The sequence below is a fragment of the Aeromonas sp. Marseille-Q7275 genome, assembly GCF_965119515.1.
In genome coordinates, this window is sequence record NZ_CBCPLW010000025.1 from 22,962 (window position 1) to 48,250 (window position 25,289).

Consider the following 25,289-nt stretch of genomic DNA (forward strand, 5'->3'; position numbering starts at 1 on the left):
GCGCCCGAGGGCGCCTTTTTGCTGGCCGGTTTGCGCCTCAGTGGCGCAGCCCGGTACCCCGGGAAATCAGCCACCAGGCCAGCCCGTAGAGGGCGACGATGAAGCCGATGATGATGAGGTAGGCGGTGCCGAGCGGCACGTCGGAGATGCCGAGGAAGCCGTAGCGGAACGCATTCACCATGTAGATGATGGGGTTCACCTGGGAGACCCCCTGCCAGAACGGCGGCAGCAGGCTGATGGAGTAGAAGACCCCACCCAGATAGGTGAGCGGCGTCAGGATGAAGGTCGGGATGATGCTGATGTCATCGAACGACTTCGCGAACACGGCGTTGATCAGCCCCCCCAGAGAGAACAGGATCGAGGTCAGCAGCACGGTGACGCAGACACTGAACAGGTGGTGGACCTGCAGCGGCACGAAGAACAGGGAGACCAGGGTGACGATGAGGCCGACACACAGACCACGTGCCACGCCGCCGCCCACGTAGCCGGCGATGATGATGTAGTTGGGCACCGGCGCCACCAGCAGCTCCTCCACGTTGCGCTGGAACTTGGCGCTGTAGAAGGAGGAGGCGACGTTGGAGTAGGAGTTGGTGATGACCGACATCATGATGAGGCCGGGCACGATGAACTCCATGTAGCTGAAGCCCCCCATGTCGCCGATGCGTGAGCCGATGAGGTTGCCGAAGATGACGAAGTAGAGGCTCATGGTGATGGCCGGCGGCACCAGGGTCTGGATCCAGATCCGGGTAAAGCGGCTCACTTCCTTGGCCAGTATGCTCTTGAAGGCGATGTAATAGGTCATGGGGTTCATGCTTTGCGACCCTCCTCTACCAGGTTGACGAACAGCTCTTCCAGCCGGTTTGCCTTGTTGCGCATGCTCAGCACCTTCACCCCCTGGGCGGAGAGCTGCTCGAACAGGCTGTTGAGGGACTGGCTCTTGTCCAGCTCCACCTCCAGGGTGTGCTCATCCTGCATGCGACCGTTGAATTCGGGCAGGGTCGGCACCTGGCTGCCGGGTACCAGATCCAGCAGGAAGGTCTCGCGGCCCAGCTTGCCGAGCAGGTTCTTCATGCTGGTGTTCTCGATGAGGCGCCCCTTGTCGATGATGCCGATGTTGCGACACAGCATCTCGGCCTCTTCCAGGTAATGGGTGGTGAGTATGATGGTGACACCCTGCTCGTTCAGATCCTTGAGGAAACTCCACATGGAACGACGGATCTCGATGTCCACCCCGGCGGTCGGCTCATCCAGGATCAGCAGCCTAGGCTCGTGCATCAGGGCGCGGGCTATCATCAACCGGCGCTTCATGCCGCCAGAGAGGGTGCGGGCCGCCATGTCGCGCTTGTCCCACAGATCGAGCTGGCGCAGGTACTTCTCGGCGCGCACCTTGGCCTCGGCACTTGGCACGCCGTAGAAACCGGCCTGATGGGTGACAATCTGGCTCACCTTCTCGAACTGGCTGAAGTTGAACTCCTGGGGCACCAGCCCGAGCTGGGCCTTGGCCAGCTCCAGATCGGTGTCGATGTCGTAACCGAACACCTTGACCTTGCCGGCACTCTTGTTCACCAGCGAACTGATCACGCCGATGGTGGTGGACTTGCCCGCCCCGTTCGGGCCGAGCAGGGCGAAGAAATCCCCCTGCTTGACGGTGAGATCTATGCCCTTGAGGGCTTCGACGCCCCCCTGATAGGTCTTCTTCAGACCGCTGATTTCCAATGCGTTCATTGCAACCCCTGTGATGGATGAGCCCATCTCGAGACAGAAAAGGCGGCTCGAGCGCCGCCTGAAGACAGTCGATGGCGGGCGGCCAAGCTGCCCTGCCACGTCCGAGCCTTGCTTACTCTTGCGGAACTACCTTGCCGATGAAGGGCAGATTACGGTACTTCTGGGCGTAGTCGATGCCACAGCCCACCACGAACTCGTCCGGGATGGCGAAGCCAATCCAGTCCACCGGCACCTGGACTTCACGACGGGACGGCTTGTCCAGCAGGGTGCAGATGGCCAGGGATTTCGGCTCGCGCAGGGAGAGGATCTCGCGCACCTTGTTGAGGGTGTAACCGGTGTCGATGATGTCCTCGACGATCACCACGTCCTTGCCTTTGATGTCATCATCCAGATCCTTGAGGATGCGCACGTCACGGGTGCTGTGCATGCCGGAGCCATAGCTGGAGGCAGTCATAAAATCCAGGGTGATGGGCAGCTGGCACTGACGGCAGAGATCGGCCAGGAAGACGCAGGAGCCGCGCAAGAGGCCAATCATCACGACTTCATCGGAGCCCTGGTAACGGGCGGTGATCTCTTCACCCAGTTTGGCGATCCGGGCGGCGACCTCGGCCTCGGAGATCATCACCTCGACGTTGTGTTTCATCACATACTCCAATAATGGCCAAAGGGTTATTGGCCGTTCATTAACATCAAAACCGATGATTCTACCACTCCAACCGGAAGGCGTCAGGCATACGTGATGCTTTTATCGGCTTATTTTAATTGATAGAGTTAGCAAGCCTTCGGGCATTATCGGTGACAATACTATAAACACCATAATCAATAACTATTAGATGAAAAAACTATGGAACCACGCGCAGAAATAAGACGTCGGACCCGGCTGTCGCCGGAGGCTCGTCGTGATCAATTGATGGAATGTGCCATCGAGGTATTTTCCCGTCGCGGCATCGGCCGTGCGGGACATGCCGAGATTGCCGAGCAGGCCAAAGTCTCGGTTGCCACCGTGTTCAACTATTTCAACACCCGTGAAGATCTGGTCGATGAAGTGCTGGCCGAGATTGAAGGCTTTGTGCAGCAGATCCTCGAGCAGGCCTATAACGGCCAGGGCTCGGTCAGGGACAGCATCCACCGCCATGTGAAGCTGTTCGTTGACGCCGCCTATGACAAACCGGACCACGCCAGCATCTGGCTGGAATGGAGCTCATCGGTACGGGAAGAGGTCTGGCCCCGTTACACCCGCCTGCTGGACAAGGCGCTGGAGCGCATCGCCCCCCACCTGCAAGCGGCCATGGACAGCGGCGAGATCCAGAGCGTGCTGTCGGCGCAGGATCTGGCCCGCTCCCTGACCGGGTTCGGCTACGTCATGATGCAGATGATCAATCAGCCACAGCGCCCGAGCCGGGAAGAAGTGACCGATTTTCTGTTCAAGTACGTGACGGCCCCCCTCCAGGTGGTCTGATCCTCCCTGCCAATAAAAAGCGGCGCCGGACTGTTCAGGTCGGCGCCGCTTTTGTTTGTCTCTCTTTCGTCTCGCTGACTCAGGACTTGGCATAGCCCCAGCGACTGGTCAGCTCATGCTCGACACCCAGATGATCGAGAATGCGGGCGACCATGAAGTCCACCAGATCCTCGATGCTTTTCGGCTCATGGTAGAACCCCGGTGCGGCGGGCATGATGGTCACCCCGAGTCGTGCCAGTTTCAGCATGTTCTCCAGATGGATCGCCGAGAAGGGGCTCTCGCGGGGCACCAGAATGAGTTGGCCGCGCTCCTTGATCACCACATCCGCCGCCCGCTCCAGCAGGTTGTCCGAGGTACCGTTGGCAATCGCCGAGACGGTGCCCATGGAGCAGGGACAGACCACCATCTGTTTCGGCGCCGCCGAGCCGGAGGCCACCGGCGAGAACCACTCCTCCTTGCCGCAGGCGATTATCTGCCCCTCTTTGGCGCCATATTGGCGACAGAGATGGGCCGACAGCTCTTTCGGCGAGCCTGGCCACTCCTGCTGCTGCTCGGTCTTGAGTACAACTCTGGCCGCCGAAGAGGCGAGCAGGTAGACCCGATAGTCCGCCTGCACCAGACACTGGAGCAGGCGCAGGGCATAGGGGGCGCCGGAGGCACCGGTCAGCGCCAGGGTGATCTGCTTGTTCATGATGTGCCTTGCCTGAGGCGGGCGATCAGCTTGTCGTGAATGCCGCCGAAGCCGCCGTTGCTCATGATCAGAATATGATCCCCCGCGCGGCTCTCGGCCACCAGGGCGCCGATCAGGGTCTCCAGATCGTCAAACACGGTGGCGGGTCGGGTCATGTGGGCTGTCACCTCGCCGAGATCCCAGCCGATGTTCGCAGGCTGGAAGAAGAACACCTGGTCGGCGCCGTCGAAGCAGCCGGCCAGCTCTTCTTTATGCACCCCGAGCTTCATGGTGTTGGAGCGGGGCTCCAGCACCGCCAGGATGCGGGCTTCACCCACCTTGGCGCGCAGGCCGCCGAGGGTGGTCTCGATGGCGGTGGGGTGGTGGGCGAAGTCGTCATAGACGCTGATGCCCGCCACCTCGCCCTTGAGCTCCATCCGCCGCTTGGGGGACTTGAACTGGCAGAGAGCTTTGATCCCGTGCTCCACCATGACACCGGCATGGCGAGCGGCGGCGATGGCCATCAGACCGTTGTTGACGTTGTGCTCGCCGATGCACTCCCAGTGCACCTCCCCCTGCTTGACGCCATCCAGCCACACCTCGAAGGCGGAGCCGTCATCGGCCAGCTTGACCGCCTTCCACTTGGCGTCGTCCTGACCCACCAGCTCCACCTCGCTCCAGCAGCCCATCTTGCGCACGGCGCTGAGGTTGTCGTCGGCCTGGGGGAACAGCACCCGGCCATTGCTCGGCACGGTGCGCATCAGGTGGTGGAACTGGCGCTGGATGGCGGCGAGATCCGGGAAGATGTCCGCGTGGTCGAACTCCAGGTTGTTCATCACCAGGGTGCGCGGGTGGTAGTGGACGAACTTGGAGCGCTTGTCGAAGAAGGCGCAGTCATACTCGTCCGCTTCGATGACGAAGAAGGGGGCGGAGCCGAGACGGGCGGAGACCGGGAAGTTGCCCGGCACGCCGCCGATGAGGAAGCCGGGCTCCAGCTTGGCGTACTCCAGCACCCAGGCCAGCATGCTGGCGGTGGTGGTCTTGCCATGGGTGCCCGCCACGGCCAGCACCCAGCGATCCTGCAGCACGTGCTCCAGCAGCCACTGGGGGCCGGAGATGTAGGGCAGATTGCGGTCCAGCACATATTCAACACAGGGGTTGCCGCGGCTCATGGCGTTGCCGATCACCACCAGATCCGGCGCCGGATCGAGCTGGGACGGGTCATAACCCTCGGTCAGCTCTATGCCTTGCTGCTCGAGCTGGGTGCTCATGGGGGGATAGACGTTGGCATCCGAGCCGGTGACTCGATAGCCCAGCTGTTTTGCCAACACCGCCAGACCACCCATGAAGGTGCCGCAGATCCCGAGAATGTGAATGTGCATACCGCTGCCTTTTCCAGTAAAGGGAGTGCGCATTCTAGGGTCTGTTGACCCAGTGGCACAAGCCGCGACCATGGCCAGGGCGCAGTCAGCCCTGGCGAGGCGACAGAAATCGGACGAACTCAGGCGGCGCGACATCCACCAGCGTGCTCCCCTGCCCGCGAAATATGGTCATTTGACGGGACATCGCTATAATGTCGGCCTGCAAACTTGACTCCAACACTCAAAGGAAACGTCATGAGCCTGAACCTGGTACCGGCTGGCAAGAGCCTGCCTGACGACATCTACGTCATCATCGAAATCCCGCAGAATGCCGACCCGATCAAATACGAAGTCGACAAGGACAGCGGTGCCATCTTCGTTGATCGCTTCATGTCCACCCCTATGTTCTACCCGTGCAACTACGGTTACGTGAACGCCACCCTGTCCCTGGACGGTGACCCCGTCGACGTGCTGGTGCCGACTCCCTACCCGCTGCTGGCCGGCTCCGTCATCCGCTGCCGCCCGGTCGGCGTGCTGAAGATGACCGACGAATCTGGCGAAGACGCCAAGATCGTGGCCGTTCCCCACTCCAAGCTGACCAAGCAGTACGATCACATCCAGGATGTGAACGACCTGCCCGAGCTGCTGAAAGCCCAGATCCAGCACTTCTTCGAGCGCTACAAAGAACTGGAAGCAGGCAAGTGGGTCAAGGTGGAAGGCTGGGGCGACAAGGCCGCCGCCGAAGCCGAAATCCTGACTTCTGCCGAGCGTTACGCTGCCAAGTAAGCGTCTCTCTCGCAAAAAAAAGGCGCCTTATGGCGCCTTTTTTATCGGCCGTTGCGGGGACTGGCCGGGGGGGTCCCCCTGGATATAGAGATCGCGCCCGTTCTGTCGATAGGGGCGGTAATAGTTGTCGCCACAGCGATATTCCCGCCCGGCGCCCCCCACCAGATCGCAGTTGACCGGCAGCACCTCCAGCCACTTGACGGCCTGCTGGAACCGCAACCACTCCTGCCACTCATGTTCCCGTGCCAGCTGATCCCGCAGGGCGAAGGTATCTGCCGTGGACATGCCCTGATTGACGATCACCTGACCCGCCAGTGCCGGCAGAGAGAGCAATATCAGCAAACACATTGAAACAGGCTTCATGGTTATTTCCCGCATGACTTATTTCCCTGATTAAATTTAAAGCTGGATCAGATAATTACCAATATCGTCATCACTAAACCAATCCAAATTCCGTCGGCTCACCTAGTTGTTTAGTATCACCCAAGCAGGATGCACACCATGAAACTGGCACAAGGCCTGCTGTGGAGTCTACTCTTCGGCTCCGCGGCTATGGCCAACGAGGTCAACCTGAGCTGGCAGTGGCAATCAGCCGACGGTCAACGCAAGCACCTGCAACTGAGCACGGACGAGCGGGTCCTCTCGGCCAGCCGCCACGAGATGACCCTGCTCGATACCTCCCTCAACTACCCGCTGGAGACCCTCTACTCCTACATCAGCCCCAGGCTCTACAACAGCATCAACCAGATCAACCAGCACAGCCCGGAGACGGCGACCAAGTTTCGCAATCTGGAGCAGGCCTTCACCCTGCATGACAACAGCTTAGAATCCACCCAGTTCTGGCAAGCCTACGAGCAGTATCAGGAAGATGCCTTCTACGAGATGCGGGTGCTGCCCTGCGTGCACCCGGCCAATCGCCAGCTCCCCTGCGTGAGGCCCAACTACTCCCAGCTGTTCTACCAGTTCAAGGGGGATCTCAAGCCCCTGGCCCGGCAGTTCTCGGCCAAGGATCTGGCCACCAGCGTCACCCTGCTGCAGGAGTGGCTGAGCGCCATCCCCACCCCACCCGAGCAGATGGATCACTTCGCCCCTCCCCTGCAGGCCCTGCAGGACAACAAGGCCGACAGCGACGAGAAGGCGCTGCTGATGGCCAGCCTGCTGGCGGAGCTGGCACCGCAATACAACCTCAGCATCATCTATCCGGGCATCAGCATCGGCAGCGTCTCGCCGGCCTGGCTCGCCATCACCGCCGACAGCGGGCTGGAAGGAGATACCCTGGTGATAGACAACCAGCGCCACGTGCTGCTGACCGGCTCCCCCCTGCTGGCCCAGCAGATGACCATGGCCCAGATCCCCCTGGTCAGTGAGCCACTCTATTGAGTCCAGCGCCCAAAACATGGGCAACCAGTTGATTTTTATCGACTCCGTGCCATCCTTGCCGCCGTTGTTTGCAGATTCAGGAGCAGATTGATGCTGTGACCTGATCAACTCTCGCGTTTATTTAACACTTTTTAAACAGATCCGATCAGTTTAGGATGTGGGTTGTCCCATTCCCTCGATCCCAAAATCGTTATAACATAACAAAGGAGTGTCATACGGATGAAACATCTCGTACTTACCCTGGCGCTGCTGCCAACCCTGGTTCTGGCCCACAACATCAAGGAGTCGGCCCAGGTGCCGCTGGTCAACATCGGCGACAAGGGTGAGCTTGTGCTGAAGGATAAAGCGATCAGCTATCAGCCCTGGCAAAGCAAGGTACTGACCGGCAAGGTCTTTCTGATCCAGCATATCGCGGGTCGCTCCAGCGCCAAGGAGCTCAACGCCCCCATGATAGAGGCGATCAAGGCGGCCAAGCTGCCCCATGACAAGTACCAGACGGTCACCATCATCAACAGTAATGACGCCATCTGGGGCACCTCCGGCTTTGTGAAGAGCAGCGCCGAAGACAGCAAGAAAGAGTTCCCCTGGTCCGCCATGGTGCTGGATGCCAAGGGCATGGCCCGCAACGCCTGGGATCTGGCGCCGGAGAGTTCGGCCATCATAGTGCTGGATAAAGAGGGCAAGGTGCTGTTTGCCAAAGATGGCCAGCTCGATGCCACCGAGATAACCAAGGTGATGGGGCTCATCCAGTCCCGTCTCTGAATCAGAGAGAAGGGCGCTGATGGCGCCCTTTCCATAAGGGTCTATGGGTCGTTCCACGTTGACAATCTGGGTGTTGCTGCTGGGCTGGTTGTGGATGCAACCGGCGTTGGCACAGCACCCGCTCGAAGCCGACCTGCCCGAACATAGCCACGCCTGTTCCCTCTGCGCCCTGCATCTGGATGGCAAGCTGGCACTGACCCCGTCCCCCTTAATCCCCACCCCGTCCTCTGCCATAGTGCTGTTTGTCGGCGCCACTCTGCCGACCATCACCACCACCACAACGGGGCATAGCCGCATCAGAGCCCCGCCATACCCTCATTGTTTCTTCCGTTGAATCAGTTTCTTATCAATTTTTCAAAAGGATTAACGATGAAAGCTATCACCCTGTTGCTGGCGGCCGCCGCCTTCGGCGCCCAGGCACATCACGACGAACACGAGAGCCACGGCCACGGCGCCCACGAGCACGGCCACGGCCATCTCAATCTGGTGGTCGACGGCAACCAGCTGATGATCGAGCTGGAGGCACCCGCCGCCGATCTGGTGGGTTTCGAGCATGCCGCCAAGAGCGATGAAGAGAAGGCGCAATACGCCAAGGCGGTGGCCCGCCTCCAGCAGCCTGACGCCCTGTTCCGCCTGGACCCGGCCGCCGGCTGCAAGCTGACCCAGCAGGAGCTGCAAGCCGCCAAAGAGGATCACGAGCATGACCATGACCATGACAAGGCCGCCGGTGATCACGATGAACACCACCATGACGAAGCGGGTCATGCGGACATGGGCGCCATGTATACCTACACCTGCGCCACTCCGGCCAAGCTCACCGGCCTGGAGGCCACCCTGTTCAGCCTCTACCCGAGCCTGGAGAAGCTGAGCGTGCAGGGCATACTGCCCACCGGCCAGACCGCGGCCGAGCTGACCCCGTCCGCCAACAAGCTGAGCTGGTAACGCCATGAAAAACGCCGTGGTTGAGATCCGCGATCTGGCCTTTGCCTGGCCAGGTGGCGAGGCTGTGCTCGATCTGCCCGCCCTCACCATCACCGAGGGGGAACGGGTGTTTATCAAGGGGCCGTCGGGCTGTGGCAAGTCCACCCTGCTCGGCTTGCTGGCCGGGATCCAGACCGCCAACCACGGCACCCTGGAGGTGCTGGGCCAGCCATTGGCCCGGCTCTGTGGCCGTGCCCGTGACCACTTCCGGGCGGCCAATCTGGGGTACATCTTCCAGCAGTTCAATCTGCTGCCGTTTTTATCCGTGCTGGACAACGTCACCGCCGCCCTCACCTTCTCCCCCGAGAAGCGCGCCCGCCTGCAGGGGAGCCCGGAGCAGGAGGCGCGCCGCCTGCTAGGGGAGCTGCAACTGCCGGACGAGGCGCTGCACAGACCCGTCCACGCCCTCAGCATCGGCCAGCAGCAGCGGGTCGCCGCCGCCCGGGCGCTGATCGGCTCGCCCCCCCTGGTGATCGCCGACGAGCCCACCTCGGCCCTGGATACCGACAACAGAGCCGCCTTCATCCGGCTGCTGTTCGAGGAGTGCGACAAGCAGGGATCGACCCTCGTCTTCGTCAGCCACGACCCCTATCTGGAGCCCCTCTTCCCCCGGGTGGAGAATCTGCAACTGCTCAACCGGAGGGCGGCATGATGACTGACGCAAGCCAGGGCCTCTGCCCGGCCAACCCCGTCGGGTCGGGTCGATCACAAGCGAAAGAACGGAGGGCACCATGCTGAAACTCGCCCTGCAAAGTCTCTGGGCCCGTCGCCTCACCGCCGGGCTCACCCTGCTGGCCGTGGCCATCAGCGTCACCCTGCTGCTCGGGGTGGAGCGGGTGCGCACCCAGGCGCGCGAAAGCTTCTCCAACACCGTCTCGGGTACCGACCTCATCGTCGGCGCCCGCTCCGGTCAGGTGAACCTGCTGCTCTACTCGGTGTTTCGCATCGGCAACCCCACCAACAACGTGGGCTGGGACTCCTACCAGGCCATCAAGACAAAGCCAGGCGTCGCCTGGACCATCCCGCTCTCCCTCGGTGACTCCCACAAGGGGTTCAGGGTGCTCGGCACCAACGGCGACTACTTCACCCATCTGAAGTACGGCCAGCAGCAGTCGCTGCAACTGCGCGAGGGACGCCCGTTCGAGACGCCGTTCGAGGCGGTGCTGGGCGCCCAGGTGGCACAGAAGCTGGGTTACAAGCTGGATCAAGCCATCGTCATCGCCCACGGCGCCGGCAACACCTCCTTCAGCCAGCACGACAACATGCCGTTCAAGGTGGTGGGCATTCTGGCACCGACCGGTACCCCCATAGATCGCACCATACATGTGCCGCTGGCGGGCATAGAGGCGATACACCTGGGCTGGGACACCGGCCGTCACAGCAAGAACGTCACCCCGGAGCAGGCGCTGGCGCTGGATCTCACCCCCAAGACCATCACCGCCTTTATGGTGGGCTTAAGCAACCGCATATTGGCGTTCCAGTTGCAGCGCAGCATCAACACCTACCCCAGGGAGCCGCTGATGGCCATCCTGCCGGGTGCCGCCCTGCAGGAGCTGTGGAGCCTGATGAGCGTGGCGGAGACGGCGCTCTCTGTCATCGCCAGCTTCGTGGTGGTGGCGGGCCTCATCGGCATGCTGACCACCCTGCTGGCGGGCCTCAACGAGCGGCGCCGCGAGCTCGCCATATTGAGATCCCTGGGCGCGGGTCCTGCCCACCTCTTCCTGCTGCTGGCGCTGGAGGCGATGGCGCTGACCACCCTCGGCATCGCCCTCGGGGTGGCCGCGCTCTATCTCGGCCAGGGGCTTGCCACCCCCTGGCTGCTCAGCCACTATGGCCTGCAAATGAGCCTGGGGCTGCCGAGCGCCTATGAGTGGCAACTGCTGGGGCTGGTCTGGCTGGCGGGCATGGTGATAGGCCTGCTCCCCGCCGCCCGCGCTTACCGCTACAGCCTGAGCGACGGCATGAGCATCCGCGTCTGACCCCGGACGCATACGACCAAGAAAGAAGGACAGATGATGAAGTGGAAGATAGTGGCGCTGCTGGCCGGCCTGCTGGTGCTGCCTGCCATGGCCGCCGATTACAAGACCATCGACTGGGACGTCTTGATCCCGGAGGGGGAGAAGCTGCTGCCACCGCCCCAGGTCAATCACGAAGATCCCATGTCGGTGCCGCAGCCGGTGGGCGGGGTGAACAAGAAGCTGGACAACCAGGAGGTGCGGATCCCCGGCTTCGTGGTGCCGCTAGAGGGGGATGCCAAGACCATCACCGCCTTCCTGCTGGTGCCCTACTTCGGCGCCTGCATCCACGTGCCGCCGCCCCCCACCAACCAGGTGATCTACGTGAGCTACCCCAAGGGGGCACCGGTGGACGATCTCTGGGACGCCATCTGGGTCAAGGGCAAGATGCACACCGTCAGCTCCAGCCACGAGATGGCGACCGCCTCCTACTCCATGGATGCGGTCGAGGTCAGCGTCTACGAAGAGTAAGCCACGCCGATGGCCTCCTGCGGGAGGCCATTTTTTTATCCTGGGCCCGGTGACGCCGTCCCCGCCTGAGGGATTGTTCATGGGCCCGGTTGGAGTAACATTCAACACCAGACCCTGCGATCACGGAGCCAGCATGGCCGACCTGCCCCCCAAGAAAGAGAGTGCCATCCTGAGCAGCCAGGAGCAGACCCTGCGCCTGGCCCGCAGCCGTGGCATAGACGGCATGCTGACCCGCAACAGCGACAGCACCTTCGAACAGCGCGCCACCTTCCGCCATCTGGCGGATCAGGCTGCCCGCCAGCGCAATCTGGAGGCCATCATGGTGATGGCCGCCCGCCACTGTGAAGAGACGGCGGCCGGCGGCGAGATGGACAGCGACTGGCTGACCCGCTTCCTGCAACTGGCCGAAGACATCAGCATGGCGCCCATGCAGCAGCTGTGGGGGCGGATCTTCGCCCTGGAGGTGGCGACCCCGGGCCGCTTCTCCATCCGGGCCCTCAACACCCTCAAGGAGATGACCCAGCGCGAAGCCCAGCTGTTCCAGCGCATCTGCGCCCTCTCCTGTCACTACGAGGGCAGCGACGAGCAGCGTCTGCTGCTGGGCATGCACAAGGGGGCTGGCCTGCTCAGCCGCGCCAAGGTCACCCGCATGGGGCTGGGCAAATACCGGGTCCCCTACAGCGCCTTGCTGCTGCTGTGCGATCTCGGCCTGCTGCACCGCGGCGAATTGGAATCCGGTCCCCTGCCTGCGGACGGGGTCGAGCTGGCCTTCGGCAATCAGCGCTGGCGCCTGCGCCAGCGCCAGAGCAACCTCACCCTGCTCTATTACCGCCTCACCCCCATCGGCAACGAGCTTGCCCTGCTGCTGGAAGAGCCGCCCCTGGAGGAGTACCTGCAGGACCTGAAGACACTACTCTCGACCAACCTGCAGATAGAGACCCTGATGCTGGCCCCGGCCGGCGAGCCCGCTCTCCCCAGCTGATCCCGGCGGGGCCCCCCGGCCCCGCCTTGCCAAATTGCGAAACCCGTCCCGCCGTTGCCAAAACGGCTCCCAAAAAGCGAAACGATTCAGCAGGCGGAGACACAGGCCCGGCTCGTTTTCGTCGATTCCCGGGTTTTGGGCAGACAAGATGCATTCTGCACACAATTTAAGCGCCTTCTGACACTCTGGTGCACGGCTTGCAATGGGACCACTAGTCCCAAATTGTCGGGACTCATCATCCCCTCCACAGCCGGACGCCGCCATGAGAGTCAATCAACCCGTTACCCAGCGTGAGCGCCTCTATCCAGTGCACCAGAACCTCATCTCCACCACGGATCTGGAGAGCCGCATCACCTATGCCAACGACGAGTTCTGCCAGATCGCCGGCTTCACCCTGGAGGAGCTGCAGGGCGCGCCCCACAATCTGGTCCGCCACCCCGGCATGCCGCCCCAGGCCTTCGCCGACATGTGGCGCCATCTGCGGGAAGGCAAGAGCTGGATGGGCCCGGTCAAGAACCGCTGCAAGAACGGGGATCACTACTGGGTCAGCGCCTTCGTGACCCCCATCCAGGATGCGAGCGGCAAGGTGGTGGAGTACCAGTCGGTGCGCACGGCGCCGGATGACGCAGTCAAGCAGCGGGCGGAGCGAGTCTATGAGGAGATTCGCAGCGGCAAGACCCCGCGGGCCCTGCGCCTTCCCCCCTTCTCCCACACCCTTGCGCTCACTCTCTGCCTGCTGCCTTGCCTGGCGGCCCTGGTGGCTCTGGGCTATCAGCACGGCACTGACTGGCCCCTTCTCCTCGGCGCCCTCTCCCTGATGCTGGCACTCGCCATCAACCAGACCCTCTCTCGCCGCCTCGCGCGGCTGGATACCCTGGCCCGCGACCGCTTCGACAACCCCTTGATGCAGTTGCTCTACACCGGCCGGGTCGATCGCCTGGCCGCCGTCGAGCTCGCCATGCAGATGAACCAGGCCGAGTTCAATGCGGTGCTGGCCCGCACCCAGCAGACCTGCCAGCAGATCCTGTCATCCGCCCAGACGGATCTGCACAACGCCGAGACCATCACCGACAACCTGCAGCAACAGCAGGCCCAGACCAACCAGGTGGCGACCGCCATCACCCAGATGGCGGAGTCCATCCGCGAGGTCTCCCACAGCTCGACCGCCGCCTCCGATCGGCTCGATGAGACCGCCGATCTGTTCAGGGAGGGCAACCGCAGCGTGCAGGAGACACTGGTCGAGGTGGGGGGGATGCACAGCGAGCTGATCGCCTCCAAGGGGGTGATCACCACCCTCGCCACCCAGTGCCGGGCCATCGACGGCATCCTGGACGTCATCAACAACATCGCCAACCAGACCAACCTGCTGGCCCTCAACGCCGCCATCGAGGCCGCCCGGGCCGGCGAGGCGGGTCGCGGCTTCTCTGTGGTGGCGGACGAGATCCGCACCCTGGCCATCAAGACCCAATCGTCCACCGGCGAGATCCAGAAGATGATCACCCTGCTGCAGGGCAGCGCCGGGGATGCGGAACAGGCGATGGAGAAGGGAGAGCAGCGCTCCGCCATCTGCCGACTCAAGGCCGCCGCCACCGGGGACGTGCTGCAACAGATAAGCGATCGCCTGCTGCAGGTGGCCTCCGGCAGCAGCCAGATAGCCCAGGCGGTGCAGGAGCAGTCCCAGGTCACCGCCGACATCGACCGCAGCGTGCTCAGCATCAAGACCCTGGCCGACGACTCCAGCCAGGGCAGCCGCCACGCCGTGCAGGGCATCATTCAGCTGGTGCGCCAACTCGGCGAACTGGAGCGGCTGGTGCGCCAGTTCCAGCAGCATCCCGCCGCCCAGCCAACCAGTGCGACCCTGACCAGCGGCCAGCCCCTGCTGGCCCGCTGAGCCTTCACGGAGCAAACCAGACCCAAAGACCGTGCGCTAATACAAAAAAACATGGGCCCCGTCTCTCACAAGACGGGGCCCATCGACATTATGAGGTCCCGAGATAAGGCCCCGACCCGCAATGCATCGAGCGGCCCATCCGCCCGCGCAGCCACCAGCTTGCCTTGCCGTGCGACCATATCGGCGACGCAGCATGGCTGCTCAGCAGAGCTGAATCCTGGTTCACTCCCGCCCCCATACGCCGTGAGCGTTGAGCGTGAAAAAGAGCAGCGCCTGGAGATCCTTCTCATCCACCATCCACTCCAGACCACAACCCCATGGCCACTCAATTTATTGATCTTGCCCGAGAAATTACCCTGTCCCCCTTCCCTCACCGGCTCCGTTCGGTAACATAGCCATCAGGATCGCCTCTTGTCGGAGTCAGCCATGAGCCAGACCAGAGCCATATCGCAGGGAAAGCGCAGCAAGCTGGAGGCTGGAATTCAGGGGCGGTAGCCATGCCGATGCTTTCCATGACTGGCCCCATGGCTGTTTTTTATCCAGTTGCAATAGTGTCGCGATAAAGAAGAAGTCAAACAAATGCCTCCCCCAAGCCTGGCTGGCAATAGGCTGATTTAACATTGGCTTGTTTATGGCGGTTATCAGGGCGGAGCAGTGTCATATGGAGGGAAGCGTTTATGTCAGTGGAAGAAGTGGTAAGAGGTTTTATCGAGCACGTTCGGTCAGGGAAAAAACCAGAGTTGGCCGTTCAATATCTAGCCCCGGTTGTCGTAGCCCATCAAATTGTGTCTGGCGTTTCGGAAGCAATAGATCGAACCCCGGAAAATTATCGTCTACATGTAGAGGAGTTTCTCGAGGCTTATGGCGATTATGAACTTTTCATTGAAGAATTTTTAACCCAAGGTGAAAAAGTATATGTGCGTTGGCGTCAAGAAGGTCGACATCTAGGGAATATCCTGGGTTATGAACCCACTGGTTTAACGCTCTCGACAGTAGGCAGCGCGGTATATCGAGTTAGCGGAAATAAAATAGTTGAATACTGGATTCAGCAGGAAAATCAGGGTTTGCATAATCAGCTCGAATTACATCTTGGGCAATTCAGCTAACAAACGCCTCAAGAGAGACTGTCATCGCGCGGCGTTTCCAACCCCATTGGCCGAAATGGTTATTTTGTTGCCGCTTAGTTTAGCGGCCGTATGCTATCAGCCCCTTGGTGGGCGTTACAAATTACAAGGACGTGTCATGAAAAAATCATATATTGGAGCCATTTATTTACTTAGTTCAAGTGCGTTAGCCAACCCATATAAAAGTGAATTTGTTGAGGTGGCATTTCAAATACAAGAAGGCAAGAATACATTTCAACTGGTCTGTCAGCCCAAGCTCACCATGGGGGAGCTGCCCAAAAACTGGGTTGATGCGTGCAATGAGATTGGCAAGAAATTTTTGGAGTTGGCTGTCGAAAGCGGAATGAAGGTAGATCCTGTTGACAACGCATTTGGTTTGGCTGGTGAACTTGCTCAAAAAATGTCGAATGACTTACCAGAGAATGTTGTCCCTACACAAATTATTAGCCGTGAATTTGGTGGTTAATCGCTTATAGCAAGATGATATTGTCAACAGCAGCCAGGCTGGGGCGATTTACACTGCGCTTCAGCCGCCCCAAAGCCTGGCGTTAGGAATAGATTATGAAACATATTTTCACCCCTTATGCTTTCTTTACTTTTTATAATCGCATGTGACGACATGTCTGTCACTACATCAACTGGAGAACATGCCTCTTCCAGCTCATCCACGTCATCATCTTCGGAGAGGAAATCACGCTATCAGGTGAGAGCGGCATGCCTCTTCATTGGTGAGGATGAACTCGTATTAAAAGACGAGATGGCTTTTATCAATGGCAAATTCTTTCGCGAAGGCTCCTTCTGGTTCAACGTCAGGTATGTTATCAAAACGATGTTAAATCACTTTATGTAAATGAAAAAATCAATTCCTATCGGGAACTAATTTCTTCCGAAAAAATTAAATTGATTATTTTTTCATAAAAACGCACAAGGTCTTCCACCATAACTGAAACGTTAGGCTTTGCGGATAAAAATCGGAGGCGATGAGTTATATATTAGATGCGGTCACTGGTATTATTTATATCATTCCGGAAAATGAATACTTCGGTAGCTATTGGGACACTCACCATTACCTCACCACTATTAGGTCAAGAAAAATGCAACTGGGCAATATCTTTACTCTTGCTCCTTTTTGACATGCTCAGTGAGCGCGAAAGATATCATGACTCGTACAGCGAGTAGAGACGATGGCTCACCTATCTCGTATTATTTGGTTCCACATTCCTATGACACAGATACACTGCTGTTGATCCTGCAAGGCTCTGATTGCAATAGTGTGTTGAAAATAGACTCTATACTCACCGACTATAAGAATGTCTGGCCTAGAAGCTGATGTTTTACTAATCGAAAAATACAACATTGATAGTAAATTAAAACACAGTACCGATCCGGCACGCAAGGACTGCCCTGCTCAGTACCTTGAAAAGGACAACCTGAACGGGTAGCGTGATATCAAGGCTGTGCTCGATACCCGTTCGAAAAGAGGGGCACAAGAGATTTATCTCTGGGTGAAGGTGCCGTGATCGCCAACCTGGTTACCGCAGATGTTGACTATATCGATGCCACCATCGCCTTTAATGGCGGTGGTCGCTGGTTTATCGATGATCTCACAGATATCGCTGTAAAAAAACATAACAATCCCGAAGCGGCGAGAGAAAGAGATCGACGGCTTTAGAGGATTTGCCGAGCATGTTCTTCAGCAAACCCTTCGAGCTTGATATGAGCGGGCATGGCTATCATTGGTGGCAGCAGATGTTCTCCATCGATCAGCTTGATCCTTAAAAAGCAAAGTCTCCTCTTTTTGCTGATCATTCAGGGAGGAATGGATATCTCGGTATCACCTCAAAAAACAGATGAAATGATGCTGCGTCTTAAGGCTCTCGGTAAAATAAATATTGAATATCGGCATTACGAATCACTTGATCACGGATTGAAAAACAGTAACGGTAAAAGCCCGCAAAGAGGTCGTCAGCGATATGAATATATGGTTAAGGCGAAGCAACCCAAACCAATAAACCCTGTGTCAACTGGATTGAAGCGCTGAAGACTGAAACTCAGGGACGGTCACGTGGTTGTTGTAGGTTAGCGCAGAGCGAAGCGAAGCACAACGGACAAGCATCATCACATAAACCAGAGCTGGATAAAGATGGATGGGGTCGATTTGAAAAATCTTGCAGATACATTTTGCAGCTATTTTTCGTTCAGCCCCAGCCAAAGATTTTTTAGCCCAAAATACAAGATTTTTTAACTTTTGAGACAATTATGCTCCTATATATAAATATCTGCCACCTGAAAGAATTGATGTCTTAAAAATAGAAGCATTAGATTCTCTCAACCTATAGCTTTTAATGATCCTTTCGAGTTTAAGCCGGTAATAGAATCAACATTGTCTATTGATGAGGTTCAAGATGAGATAGATAAAAACTTTGATAAACTGATTCAATCAAAAATCGATGAGCTCGCTTGAGTTGAGAACCATGCTAATTGGGCATGATTTAAAAAAATGGGTTCGCGATCAGATTAATAACAACCAAGGCTGGATAAAACGTCAATCAAGTGTAGCAGCGAAAAATGTATCAAGCACACTAACTAACGTTTCCAATCAGCTTGTTGGTGTTTTGAGCTTAACTGAAAAAGGAAAAATCTTTGATGTGGTCTCATTATGCTGATTCACATAGGGCTTCTGCATTGGTTTGATTCCTCACATCATTTTTTAACAGGAAACGCTCTGAAAAAGATGAGTTTTATCATTTGAGAAAGGTTAATTATATTAAAAAAACGTCCATCCAAGGCTTTAAGACAAATAAATAGCACAGATCTTTTTCTTTGAAGTCCGATATTTGGGAGTATGAGCAAGAATGGAGGATATGTTCTGTACTTAAAGATGAGACCGAGTTCTGGATGGTCACCCCCCAAAAGTTCATCTTTTTAAATATCCACAAGAATCGGTCATGGAAATATTAATCGGTGCTAATGCAACACAATGCTTTACAGATGAACTACTAAAAACAGTTAAGTCTGATGCGAAATTTTCACACGTGAAAATAATGAAATGCAAAGAATCCGAAACTGAATACGCATTAAATATAGTAAAGCTATAACCAAAAATTGGTGTGCGGTTGCTTCACAACCCCACAAGTAAAAGTTAGAGTTTTAGCAACGTAGGACCTTTTATGGATCGTGAACTCGATGAAAAGAATCCCAAAATGGCCGTTGAATTCTCGAATTCGAATCGTGAAAAAATGATTAGGCTGTTTCCTTCTTCTCTGTCTAAAAAAGAAGAAGGCTTATATGCTAGAATCTCAAAAAGTAAAGCTAATTATTTAAACAAGTTATCTTCCTTGTTCTCAGAAATGAATGAGATTTATGCTTATGTAGATAAATTCACACCTTGCAAAAAAGGTTGCTCTCATTGTTGCCATATTCCAGTATCAGTTTCCGAGCTAGAAGTGGAGTACATAGAGAAATCCTTAAAGATCAAGAGAAAAGCATTCTCTGCATATGACATAACGCAGAATAAACCTTGCCCCTTCCTAAAGGACAACGGTTGCAGCATATACAATGTGCGACCATTTGTTTGTAGAAGGCATGTTGTGTTAACAAAAACATCCTATTGGTGCGAACTTGAGCGTTGCAACCAAGAAATAATGCCACTATTAAATTTCACTGAAACCCAGAAGAGCTTTGAATATTTAATTTATGAATCGAGGAGAAATAGATTATTTGATATACGAGAAATCTTCTAACTATCACGATCTAACAAAATATTGCTGTGAGACCGCAGTGCTGCCCAGAGCATGAGGAACTCTTGTGACACCCACAAATTTGAGTGAGCCTTGGTATGACTGGCTGTGGCTGCCGTGATCAAAACCGCACTGAGGGCTTTGGGGCGGGGATGAGAAAATCTCGTGACTTTGGCTTGAAATGTGTTTTTTCAACCAACTTCATCCTTGGCATCAAAGTCGATATTGAGGAATACCAAGGTGGTCTAAAAAGAACAAAGAACTCCGAATGAAGATTGCCGACTTGAGTGAACGAGCGATAGTCATGGCACACTCCTCGACTAGCAACCCATCAAGCAAAACAACACACCACGCTACAGTCCCAATAGTGGATGTCCCAGATTTACCCTCCATGATAAAGGAATAGTATGAGATTAAAAAAAAACGTTAGAAGATATACGGAACTTCCATTTCTCATTGACTATTTAATGACTAAGGAGCTGGTGTTACTGAATCCAAAATTATGGGATGACAGAAATGACTCGTATTATATTGAGCAGTATGCCACAAGAAAGTTATTGCAAGGGTTCGCTGCATTATGTCTAACTGAAGCACCCGAAACATACCACCACTGGAAAGTATTTTCTTCTGGGTCAAGTGGTGTGTGCATTGAATTTTCAAAAGAAAAATTGGAGGGGTATGTATCTAAATGTAAACAGCTAAGAGCTGAATCAGTAGAGTATTGTACTATTCAGCAATTGCGAGATGATCCATTAGACGAGGATGAACTTCCCTTTATCAAACGCTACGCTTTTCAAGATGAAAAGGAATTCAGGATATTTTGGGGTTCTAAAAAAACATCAGCAAAAACATATAGACTAAATGTTCCGTTGATTGCAATAAACAGAATAATTTTAAGTCCTTGGCTTCCGATTGAAGTCGTAGAACATGTTAAAGCAACACTAAAATCAATGCCTGGCTGCAAATCATTAAAAATTTATAAGTCAAGCTTAGTGGAAAACGACCAATGGAAGAGTTTCGCAATGAAAAAAGACATAACAAGTAAAGCGAGCGTGACAGGATAGTATGACACCCACCTTTTTATGTGCTTAAGCAAAGAACCGCTGACGACAAGGGAAATAGCCGGCAAGCAATAAACAAGAGGGCCAAGGCCCCCTCTGCTATGAATGATCGGCGGATAACATGGGCATCAATCGATTAACCCCCGCTGCCGCAGGGCGGTCAACAGCTCTTCCACCAGCGCTTCCACCGGCTTACCGGCGTTCAGCAGATGGATTTCCGGCTGTTCGGGGGCCTCGTAGGCGGAGTCGATGCCGGTGAAATTGCGGATCTCCCCCGCTCGCGCCTTCTTGTAAAGCCCCTTGGGGTCGCGCTCTTCGCACACGCTAAGGGGCGCATCCACAAACACCTCGACAAATTCGTCCGGCCCCAGGAGGCTACGCACCAGATCCCGCTCGGCACGGAACGGCGAGATAAAGGCGGTGAGGACGATCAGGCCCGCATCCACCATGAGTTTTGCCACCTCCCCGACCCGGCGGATATTCTCCTGGCGGGCGGCGTCATCGAAGCCGAGATCCCCGCACAGGCCGTGGCGCACATTGTCCCCATCCAGCAGATAGGTGTGCTTGCCCTCGGCGGCCAGCGCCTGCTCCAGCGCACCCGCCAGGGTGGACTTGCCCGCCCCGGAGAGCCCGGTGAACCAGATCACTAGCGGCTTCTGCCCTTTAAGCTCGGCCCGGCTCTCTTTGTCGACGGCATGGGCATGCCACACGATATTGCTCATTCAAACTCCTTGCGAGGCATCAGGGCCCCAAAACGAAGAGGGTTGCGCCTTAAAACGGAAACAGCAGGGGCACCATGACGATCACTCCGAGGCTGTAGGCCAGGGAGACAGGCACCGCCAGCTTGAGATAATCCGGCATCTTGTAGTTGCCCGCCGCATAGACCATGAGGTTGGTCTGGTAGCCGTAGGGCAGTATAAAGCTGGAGCTGGCCCCGAACAGCACCGCCAGGATGAACGGCATGGTGGAGACGTCCATGCTGAGCGCCAGCTGGTAGCCCATGGGGAAGGCCAGGGCCGCGGCGGCGTTGTTGCTCATCAGCTCGGTCAGCACCAGGGTAAACAGGTAGATGCCGATAAAGGCGATGATGGGGCTGGAGCCGTTGAATTCCCCCATCAGCCAGTCGGCAATCAACCTGGCCAGCCCGCTCTTCTCCAGCTGATCGGCGATGGCCAGCGCCCCACCCACCACCAGCCAGATGTCGAGGGGAAAGCGGCGGCGGATCTCGTCCAGGGTCAGGATGCGGGAGAAGAGCAGCACCACCAACATCACCAACAACCCCTTGAACAGCGGCACCAGATCGAACACCGACAGCGCCAGCACCCCGAGAAACCCCAGCACCACGGCGGCGCTGCGCTTGCCATCGAGCCGGGTGGAGGCTTCCAGTCCGCTCACCACCACGAACTCCCGGGAGAGAGACTTGTTGCCCGCAAACTTGGGGCCGGGGGCCAGCAGCAGGGTGTCCCCCGCGTGCAGTTCAATCTGGCCGAGGCCGCCGGTGAGCTGGGTCTCGCCCCGGCGCACCGCCAGCACCACCGCATCGAAGTGGGTGCGAAACTCCGCATCCTTGATGGTCTGCCCCACCAGCCGCGAGCTGTGGCTGACGATCACCTCCACCAGATGCTGGCCGTTGAGGCGGTGCTGACCGTAGAGATCCAGCCCCTTGAGCTCCTGCAGCACACCGACGCTCTCCACGTCGCCGCAAAACAGCAGCATGTCCCCTTCGTGCAGCTCGTGTTCCGGCTGCACCGGGCAGATCACCTGGTTGCCGCGAATGATCTCGGCGAGATAGAGGCTCTTCAGGCTGCGCAGGCCGTTCTCCTTGACGCTGCGACCGGCCATGGGGGAGCCGGGGCCCACCTTGGCCTCGAGAAAGTAGCCGGATTCCCGGCTCATCTCTGTGTCCTGCTCCGGCAGGTGACGGGCAAACAGCAACACGGCCACCAGGCCGGTCAGCAATGTCCCCGCCCCCACCATAAAGAAGTCGAACATGCCGAGCGGCGGCGCCCCCATCTTGATGAGGAAGCTGTTGACGATGAGGTTGGTGGAGGTGCCGATCAGGGTCAGCACGCCGCCAAAGGTCGCCGCGAAGCACATGGGCAGCAGCAGCCGGGAGGGCGCATGGTTGGGGTTGCGCTTGACCGCCCCCAGCATGGAGGCCACCACGGCGGTGTTGTTGACGAAGGCCGACAGGAAGGCGGTGGAGAACCACACCTTCACCAGCACCTTGTTGAAAGAGCCGGTGCCCACCAGGTTGGCGAACCAGCTCATGACCCGGGTCTTCTCCACCGCCAAGGAGACCAGCAGCAGCAACACCAGGGTCAGCAGGGCGCTGTTGGTGTAACCCGCCACCACGGCGTTGATGTCCGCCAGGCCGCTCAGATAAGTGATGAGCACGGCGCCCGAGAAGAGCAGCGCCGGCCGGAGTTTGCCCTGGATCAGCAGGGCGACGAGGGCAGCCAGCAGACCCAGCACCAGGGATTGTTGCCAGGTCATGGGCTTACTCCTTGCCGGAATCGTTGCTGATGGTCAGCGCCTGCCAGTGGGGGAAGTGCTTGCGCACCAGGGCGTTGAGCTCCACTTCGAACTCGCTGTATTGCCCTTTAGCCACTTTCGCGGCCAAGCCTTCCACTATCATGCCCGCGCCCACGGTGACGTTGGTCAGCCGGTCGATCAGGATGAAGCTGCCGGTATCGCGGATCTCCTTGTAGGGGTCGAACGCCACCGGGTCGGTCAGGCTGAATTCACACAGGCCGATCTCGTTGAGCTTGAGCTCGGAGGCGTCCAGCTCGTCGAGCTTGTTGATCTCGATGCGGTGGCGAATGGCCTCCACCTGGCCGCGGCTCTTCTTGGTGGCCAGCTTGACGTCATAGACCCGGCCCGGTTGCAGGGACTCTTCCCCCATCCAGACGATGTGAGCCAGCACGTTCTGGGTCACCTGGGGCTTTTTCGCCGCATCCACCAGCAGGTCGCCCCGGCTGATGTCGATCTCGTCCGCGAAGGTGACAGTGATGGCCTGACCCGGCAGGGCGTACTCCAGATCCCCGTCGAAGGTGACGATGCGGGTGACTGTGCTCTCCTTGCCGGACGGCAGCACCGCCAGCTTGTCGCCGACCCGCAGGATGCCGGAGGCGAGGGTGCCTGCGAAGCCGCGAAAATCGAGGTTGGGGCGGTTCACGTACTGCACCGGCAGGCGCACCGGATGGCGCTCCAGCTCGCGCTCCACTTCGGCGCTCTCCAGCAATGAGAGCAGGGTCTCGCCCTCGTACCAGGCCAGCTTGTCGCTCTGGTTCACCACATTGTCACCGTCCAGGGCCGAGACCGGCACTATGTGGATGGTGTCGACGCTGAGCTTCCTGGCGAACTCGCGGTATTCGGCACTGATGCGATCGAACACCTCCTGGCTGAACTCCACCAGATCCATCTTGTTGACCGCCACCACGAACTGCTTGATGCCAAGGAGGCTCGCGATAAAGCTGTGGCGACGGGTCTGATCCAGCACCCCCTTGCGGGCGTCGATCAATATGATGGCCAGATCGCAGGTGGAGGCGCCGGTGGCCATGTTGCGGGTGTACTGCTCGTGGCCCGGGGTATCCGAGATGATGAACTTGCGTTTCGCGGTGGAGAAATAGCGGTAGGCCACGTCTATGGTGATGCCCTGCTCGCGCTCCGCCTGCAGGCCGTCCACCAGCAGTGCCAGGTCCAGCTTCTCGCCCGTGGTGCCGAGCTTCTGGCTGTCGGATTCCAGCGCCTTCAACTGATCTTCATAGATCTGCTGGGAGTCGTGCAGCAGGCGGCCGATGAGGGTGCTCTTGCCGTCGTCCACGCTGCCGCAGGTGAGAAAGCGCAGCAGGCTCTTGTGTTGCTGGGCGTGCAGGTAGGCTTCAATGCCCTGTTCGCTGATGGCGGTCTGAATGTGGTTGTTCATGATGCGATTCCTTAGAACATTTTTTAGAAATAGCCCTGACGCTTCTTCTGCTCCATGGAGCCGGCCTGATCGTGGTCGATGAGCCGCCCTTGCCGCTCGCTCGAGGTGGTGAGCAGCATCTCTTCGATGATCTCGGGCAAGGTGGTGGCATTGGATTCGATGGCCCCGGTCAGCGGGTAGCAGCCCAGGGTGCGGAAGCGCACCAGCTCCTGCTTCACCTCGTCTTCCGGGCCTATGGGCATGCGCTCGTCATCCACCATGATCTTGATGCCATTGCGCTCCACCACCGGGCGATGGGCGGCAAAGTAGAGCGGCACTATGTCGATGTTCTCGAGATAGATGTATTGCCAGATGTCGAGCTCGGTCCAGTTAGAGAGCGGGAACACCCGGATGCTCTCCCCCTTGTTGACCTGGCTGTTGTAGACGCGCCACAGCTCCGGGCGCTGGTTCTTCGGATCCCAGCGGTGGGACTTGTCACGGAAGGAGTAGACCCGCTCCTTGGCACGGGACTTCTCCTCGTCGCGGCGGGCGCCACCGAAGGCCGCATCGAAGCCGTATTTGTTGAGCGCCTGCTTGAGCCCCTCTGTCTTCATGATGTCGGTGTGCTTGCCGCTGCCGTGCACGAAGGGGTTGATGTCCATGGCAAGGCCGTCCGGGTTCTTGTGGACGATGAGATCCAGCCCGTATTTTTTGGCGGTCTCGTCCCGGAACTTGATCATCTCCTTGAACTTCCAGTTGGTGTCCACGTGGAGCAGCGGGAAGGGGATCTTGCCCGGATAGAAGGCCTTGCGGGCCAGGTGCAGCATGACGGAGGAGTCCTTGCCGATGGAATACATCATCACCGGGTTTTCAAATTCGGCAGCCACCTCGCGGATGATATGGATGCTCTCGGCTTCCAGCTGCTGCAAGTGGGTAAGTCTTTCACGGTCCATGTCTGGGTCCTCGGTTCATTG

The 25,289-nt window shown here is 57.7% G+C and carries 28 protein-coding genes; 18 read left to right on the forward strand and 10 right to left on the reverse strand.

What is annotated here, in order from left to right; all coding sequences use genetic code 11:
- Window positions 1-37 precede the first annotated feature (37 nt).
- The 3 genes from ACWPWQ_RS18825 to hpt all read right to left on the reverse strand — a co-directional run bounded on the left by ACWPWQ_RS18825 (window position 38) and on the right by hpt (window position 2,368).
- Entirely contained in the window at window positions 38-811 is a 774-nt protein-coding gene (locus tag ACWPWQ_RS18825) for an ABC transporter permease (protein ID WP_454010506.1), read from the reverse strand.
- Window positions 808-1,725, reverse strand: a complete 918-nt coding sequence (locus ACWPWQ_RS18830; RefSeq protein ID WP_139434064.1) for an ABC transporter ATP-binding protein — start codon at window positions 1,723-1,725, stop codon at window positions 808-810. The genes ACWPWQ_RS18825 and ACWPWQ_RS18830 overlap by 4 nt, the downstream gene beginning before the upstream one ends.
- 112 nt (window positions 1,726-1,837) lie before the next feature.
- On the reverse strand, window positions 1,838-2,368 hold the full coding sequence (hpt, locus tag ACWPWQ_RS18835) for a hypoxanthine phosphoribosyltransferase (RefSeq protein WP_041205063.1): 531 nt from the start codon (window positions 2,366-2,368) through the stop codon (window positions 1,838-1,840).
- A gap of 201 nt (window positions 2,369-2,569) precedes the next feature.
- On the opposite strand from hpt, the gene ACWPWQ_RS18840 reads away from it, so the two are divergent.
- Window positions 2,570-3,184: a TetR/AcrR family transcriptional regulator gene (locus ACWPWQ_RS18840; protein ID WP_025328201.1), complete on the forward strand. Its 615-nt coding sequence runs from the start codon at window positions 2,570-2,572 to the stop codon at window positions 3,182-3,184.
- Window positions 3,185-3,263: 79 nt separating this feature from the next.
- Here the strand turns inward: ACWPWQ_RS18840 and ACWPWQ_RS18845 are convergent, their stop codons facing one another.
- Entirely contained in the window at window positions 3,264-3,875 is a 612-nt protein-coding gene (locus ACWPWQ_RS18845; RefSeq protein WP_429108644.1) for a flavin prenyltransferase UbiX, read from the reverse strand.
- Window positions 3,872-5,236 (reverse strand): UDP-N-acetylmuramate:L-alanyl-gamma-D-glutamyl-meso-diaminopimelate ligase, encoded by a 1,365-nt coding sequence (gene mpl / locus ACWPWQ_RS18850; RefSeq protein WP_454010507.1) that lies wholly within the window; start codon window positions 5,234-5,236, stop codon window positions 3,872-3,874. Before mpl ends, ACWPWQ_RS18845 begins: the two co-directional genes overlap by 4 nt.
- Before the next feature lie 234 nt (window positions 5,237-5,470).
- On the opposite strand from mpl, the gene ppa reads away from it, so the two are divergent.
- A complete protein-coding gene (ppa, locus tag ACWPWQ_RS18855; RefSeq protein ID WP_005329022.1) occupies window positions 5,471-6,001 on the forward strand; it encodes an inorganic diphosphatase in 531 nt (176 codons plus the stop codon).
- 27 nt (window positions 6,002-6,028) lie between these two features.
- Here the strand turns inward: ppa and ACWPWQ_RS18860 are convergent, their stop codons facing one another.
- Window positions 6,029-6,379, reverse strand: coding sequence for a hypothetical protein (locus tag ACWPWQ_RS18860; RefSeq protein ID WP_193558717.1), 351 nt, complete (start codon window positions 6,377-6,379; stop codon window positions 6,029-6,031).
- A gap of 123 nt (window positions 6,380-6,502) precedes the next feature.
- Here ACWPWQ_RS18860 and ACWPWQ_RS18865 point away from each other — a divergent pair, with 123 nt between their 5' ends.
- The 16 genes from ACWPWQ_RS18865 to ACWPWQ_RS18940 all read left to right on the forward strand — a co-directional run bounded on the left by ACWPWQ_RS18865 (window position 6,503) and on the right by ACWPWQ_RS18940 (window position 20,411).
- Complete coding sequence (locus tag ACWPWQ_RS18865; RefSeq protein WP_202047168.1) at window positions 6,503-7,381, forward strand: hypothetical protein; 879 nt, start codon at window positions 6,503-6,505, stop codon at window positions 7,379-7,381.
- Window positions 7,382-7,600: 219 nt separating this feature from the next.
- Entirely contained in the window at window positions 7,601-8,143 is a 543-nt protein-coding gene (locus tag ACWPWQ_RS18870; protein WP_429108638.1) for a YtfJ family protein, read from the forward strand.
- 43 nt (window positions 8,144-8,186) lie between these two features.
- Window positions 8,187-8,477: a hypothetical protein gene (locus tag ACWPWQ_RS18875; protein ID WP_454010508.1), complete on the forward strand. Its 291-nt coding sequence runs from the start codon at window positions 8,187-8,189 to the stop codon at window positions 8,475-8,477.
- 35 nt (window positions 8,478-8,512) lie between these two features.
- Entirely contained in the window at window positions 8,513-9,085 is a 573-nt protein-coding gene (locus ACWPWQ_RS18880) for a DUF2796 domain-containing protein (protein ID WP_454010509.1), read from the forward strand.
- Window positions 9,086-9,089: 4 nt separating this feature from the next.
- Window positions 9,090-9,776, forward strand: coding sequence for an ABC transporter ATP-binding protein (locus ACWPWQ_RS18885; protein ID WP_454010510.1), 687 nt, complete (start codon window positions 9,090-9,092; stop codon window positions 9,774-9,776).
- 79 nt (window positions 9,777-9,855) lie between these two features.
- Window positions 9,856-11,103: an ABC transporter permease gene (locus tag ACWPWQ_RS18890; RefSeq protein WP_454010511.1), complete on the forward strand. Its 1,248-nt coding sequence runs from the start codon at window positions 9,856-9,858 to the stop codon at window positions 11,101-11,103.
- Between the two features lie 33 nt (window positions 11,104-11,136).
- Complete coding sequence (locus ACWPWQ_RS18895; protein ID WP_139434054.1) at window positions 11,137-11,610, forward strand: DUF3299 domain-containing protein; 474 nt, start codon at window positions 11,137-11,139, stop codon at window positions 11,608-11,610.
- A 133-nt stretch (window positions 11,611-11,743) separates the two neighbouring features.
- On the forward strand, window positions 11,744-12,592 hold the full coding sequence (locus ACWPWQ_RS18900; protein ID WP_454010512.1) for a TIGR03899 family protein: 849 nt from the start codon (window positions 11,744-11,746) through the stop codon (window positions 12,590-12,592).
- A gap of 262 nt (window positions 12,593-12,854) precedes the next feature.
- Window positions 12,855-14,483 carry a methyl-accepting chemotaxis protein gene (locus tag ACWPWQ_RS18905; protein ID WP_454010513.1) on the forward strand — a complete coding sequence of 543 codons (1,629 nt, stop codon included), beginning with the start codon at window positions 12,855-12,857 and terminating at the stop codon, window positions 14,481-14,483.
- 677 nt (window positions 14,484-15,160) lie between these two features.
- The gene (locus ACWPWQ_RS18910; protein ID WP_454010514.1) at window positions 15,161-15,589 is read left to right on the forward strand and encodes an ester cyclase; all 429 of its coding nucleotides are present in this window, start codon (window positions 15,161-15,163) and stop codon (window positions 15,587-15,589) included.
- A 136-nt stretch (window positions 15,590-15,725) separates the two neighbouring features.
- Window positions 15,726-16,073 carry a hypothetical protein gene (locus tag ACWPWQ_RS18915; RefSeq protein ID WP_454010515.1) on the forward strand — a complete coding sequence of 116 codons (348 nt, stop codon included), beginning with the start codon at window positions 15,726-15,728 and terminating at the stop codon, window positions 16,071-16,073.
- Between the two features lie 1,050 nt (window positions 16,074-17,123).
- A complete protein-coding gene (locus tag ACWPWQ_RS18920) occupies window positions 17,124-17,279 on the forward strand; it encodes a hypothetical protein (RefSeq protein WP_454010516.1) in 156 nt (51 codons plus the stop codon).
- Between the two features lie 54 nt (window positions 17,280-17,333).
- Window positions 17,334-17,648, forward strand: coding sequence for a hypothetical protein (locus tag ACWPWQ_RS18925; protein WP_454010517.1), 315 nt, complete (start codon window positions 17,334-17,336; stop codon window positions 17,646-17,648).
- A 409-nt stretch (window positions 17,649-18,057) separates the two neighbouring features.
- Window positions 18,058-18,273, forward strand: coding sequence for a hypothetical protein (locus ACWPWQ_RS18930; RefSeq protein WP_454010518.1), 216 nt, complete (start codon window positions 18,058-18,060; stop codon window positions 18,271-18,273).
- Between the two features lie 504 nt (window positions 18,274-18,777).
- Window positions 18,778-19,350, forward strand: coding sequence for a YkgJ family cysteine cluster protein (locus tag ACWPWQ_RS18935; protein ID WP_454010519.1), 573 nt, complete (start codon window positions 18,778-18,780; stop codon window positions 19,348-19,350).
- Window positions 19,351-19,814: 464 nt separating this feature from the next.
- Complete coding sequence (locus tag ACWPWQ_RS18940; RefSeq protein WP_199767361.1) at window positions 19,815-20,411, forward strand: DUF2971 domain-containing protein; 597 nt, start codon at window positions 19,815-19,817, stop codon at window positions 20,409-20,411.
- Window positions 20,412-20,536: 125 nt separating this feature from the next.
- On the opposite strand, the gene cysC is transcribed toward ACWPWQ_RS18940, so the two are convergent.
- The 4 genes from cysC to cysD are packed head-to-tail and all read right to left on the reverse strand — an operon-like array spanning window position 20,537 to window position 25,268.
- Window positions 20,537-21,130, reverse strand: a complete 594-nt coding sequence (gene cysC, locus ACWPWQ_RS18945) for an adenylyl-sulfate kinase (protein ID WP_454010520.1) — start codon at window positions 21,128-21,130, stop codon at window positions 20,537-20,539.
- Between the two features lie 49 nt (window positions 21,131-21,179).
- The gene (locus ACWPWQ_RS18950) at window positions 21,180-22,904 is read right to left on the reverse strand and encodes an SLC13 family permease (RefSeq protein ID WP_202047182.1); all 1,725 of its coding nucleotides are present in this window, start codon (window positions 22,902-22,904) and stop codon (window positions 21,180-21,182) included.
- 4 nt (window positions 22,905-22,908) lie between these two features.
- The gene (cysN, locus tag ACWPWQ_RS18955; protein WP_454010521.1) at window positions 22,909-24,336 is read right to left on the reverse strand and encodes a sulfate adenylyltransferase subunit CysN; all 1,428 of its coding nucleotides are present in this window, start codon (window positions 24,334-24,336) and stop codon (window positions 22,909-22,911) included.
- A 23-nt stretch (window positions 24,337-24,359) separates the two neighbouring features.
- Window positions 24,360-25,268: a sulfate adenylyltransferase subunit CysD gene (gene cysD, locus ACWPWQ_RS18960; protein WP_106885853.1), complete on the reverse strand. Its 909-nt coding sequence runs from the start codon at window positions 25,266-25,268 to the stop codon at window positions 24,360-24,362.
- Window positions 25,269-25,289: the final 21 nt, after the last annotated feature.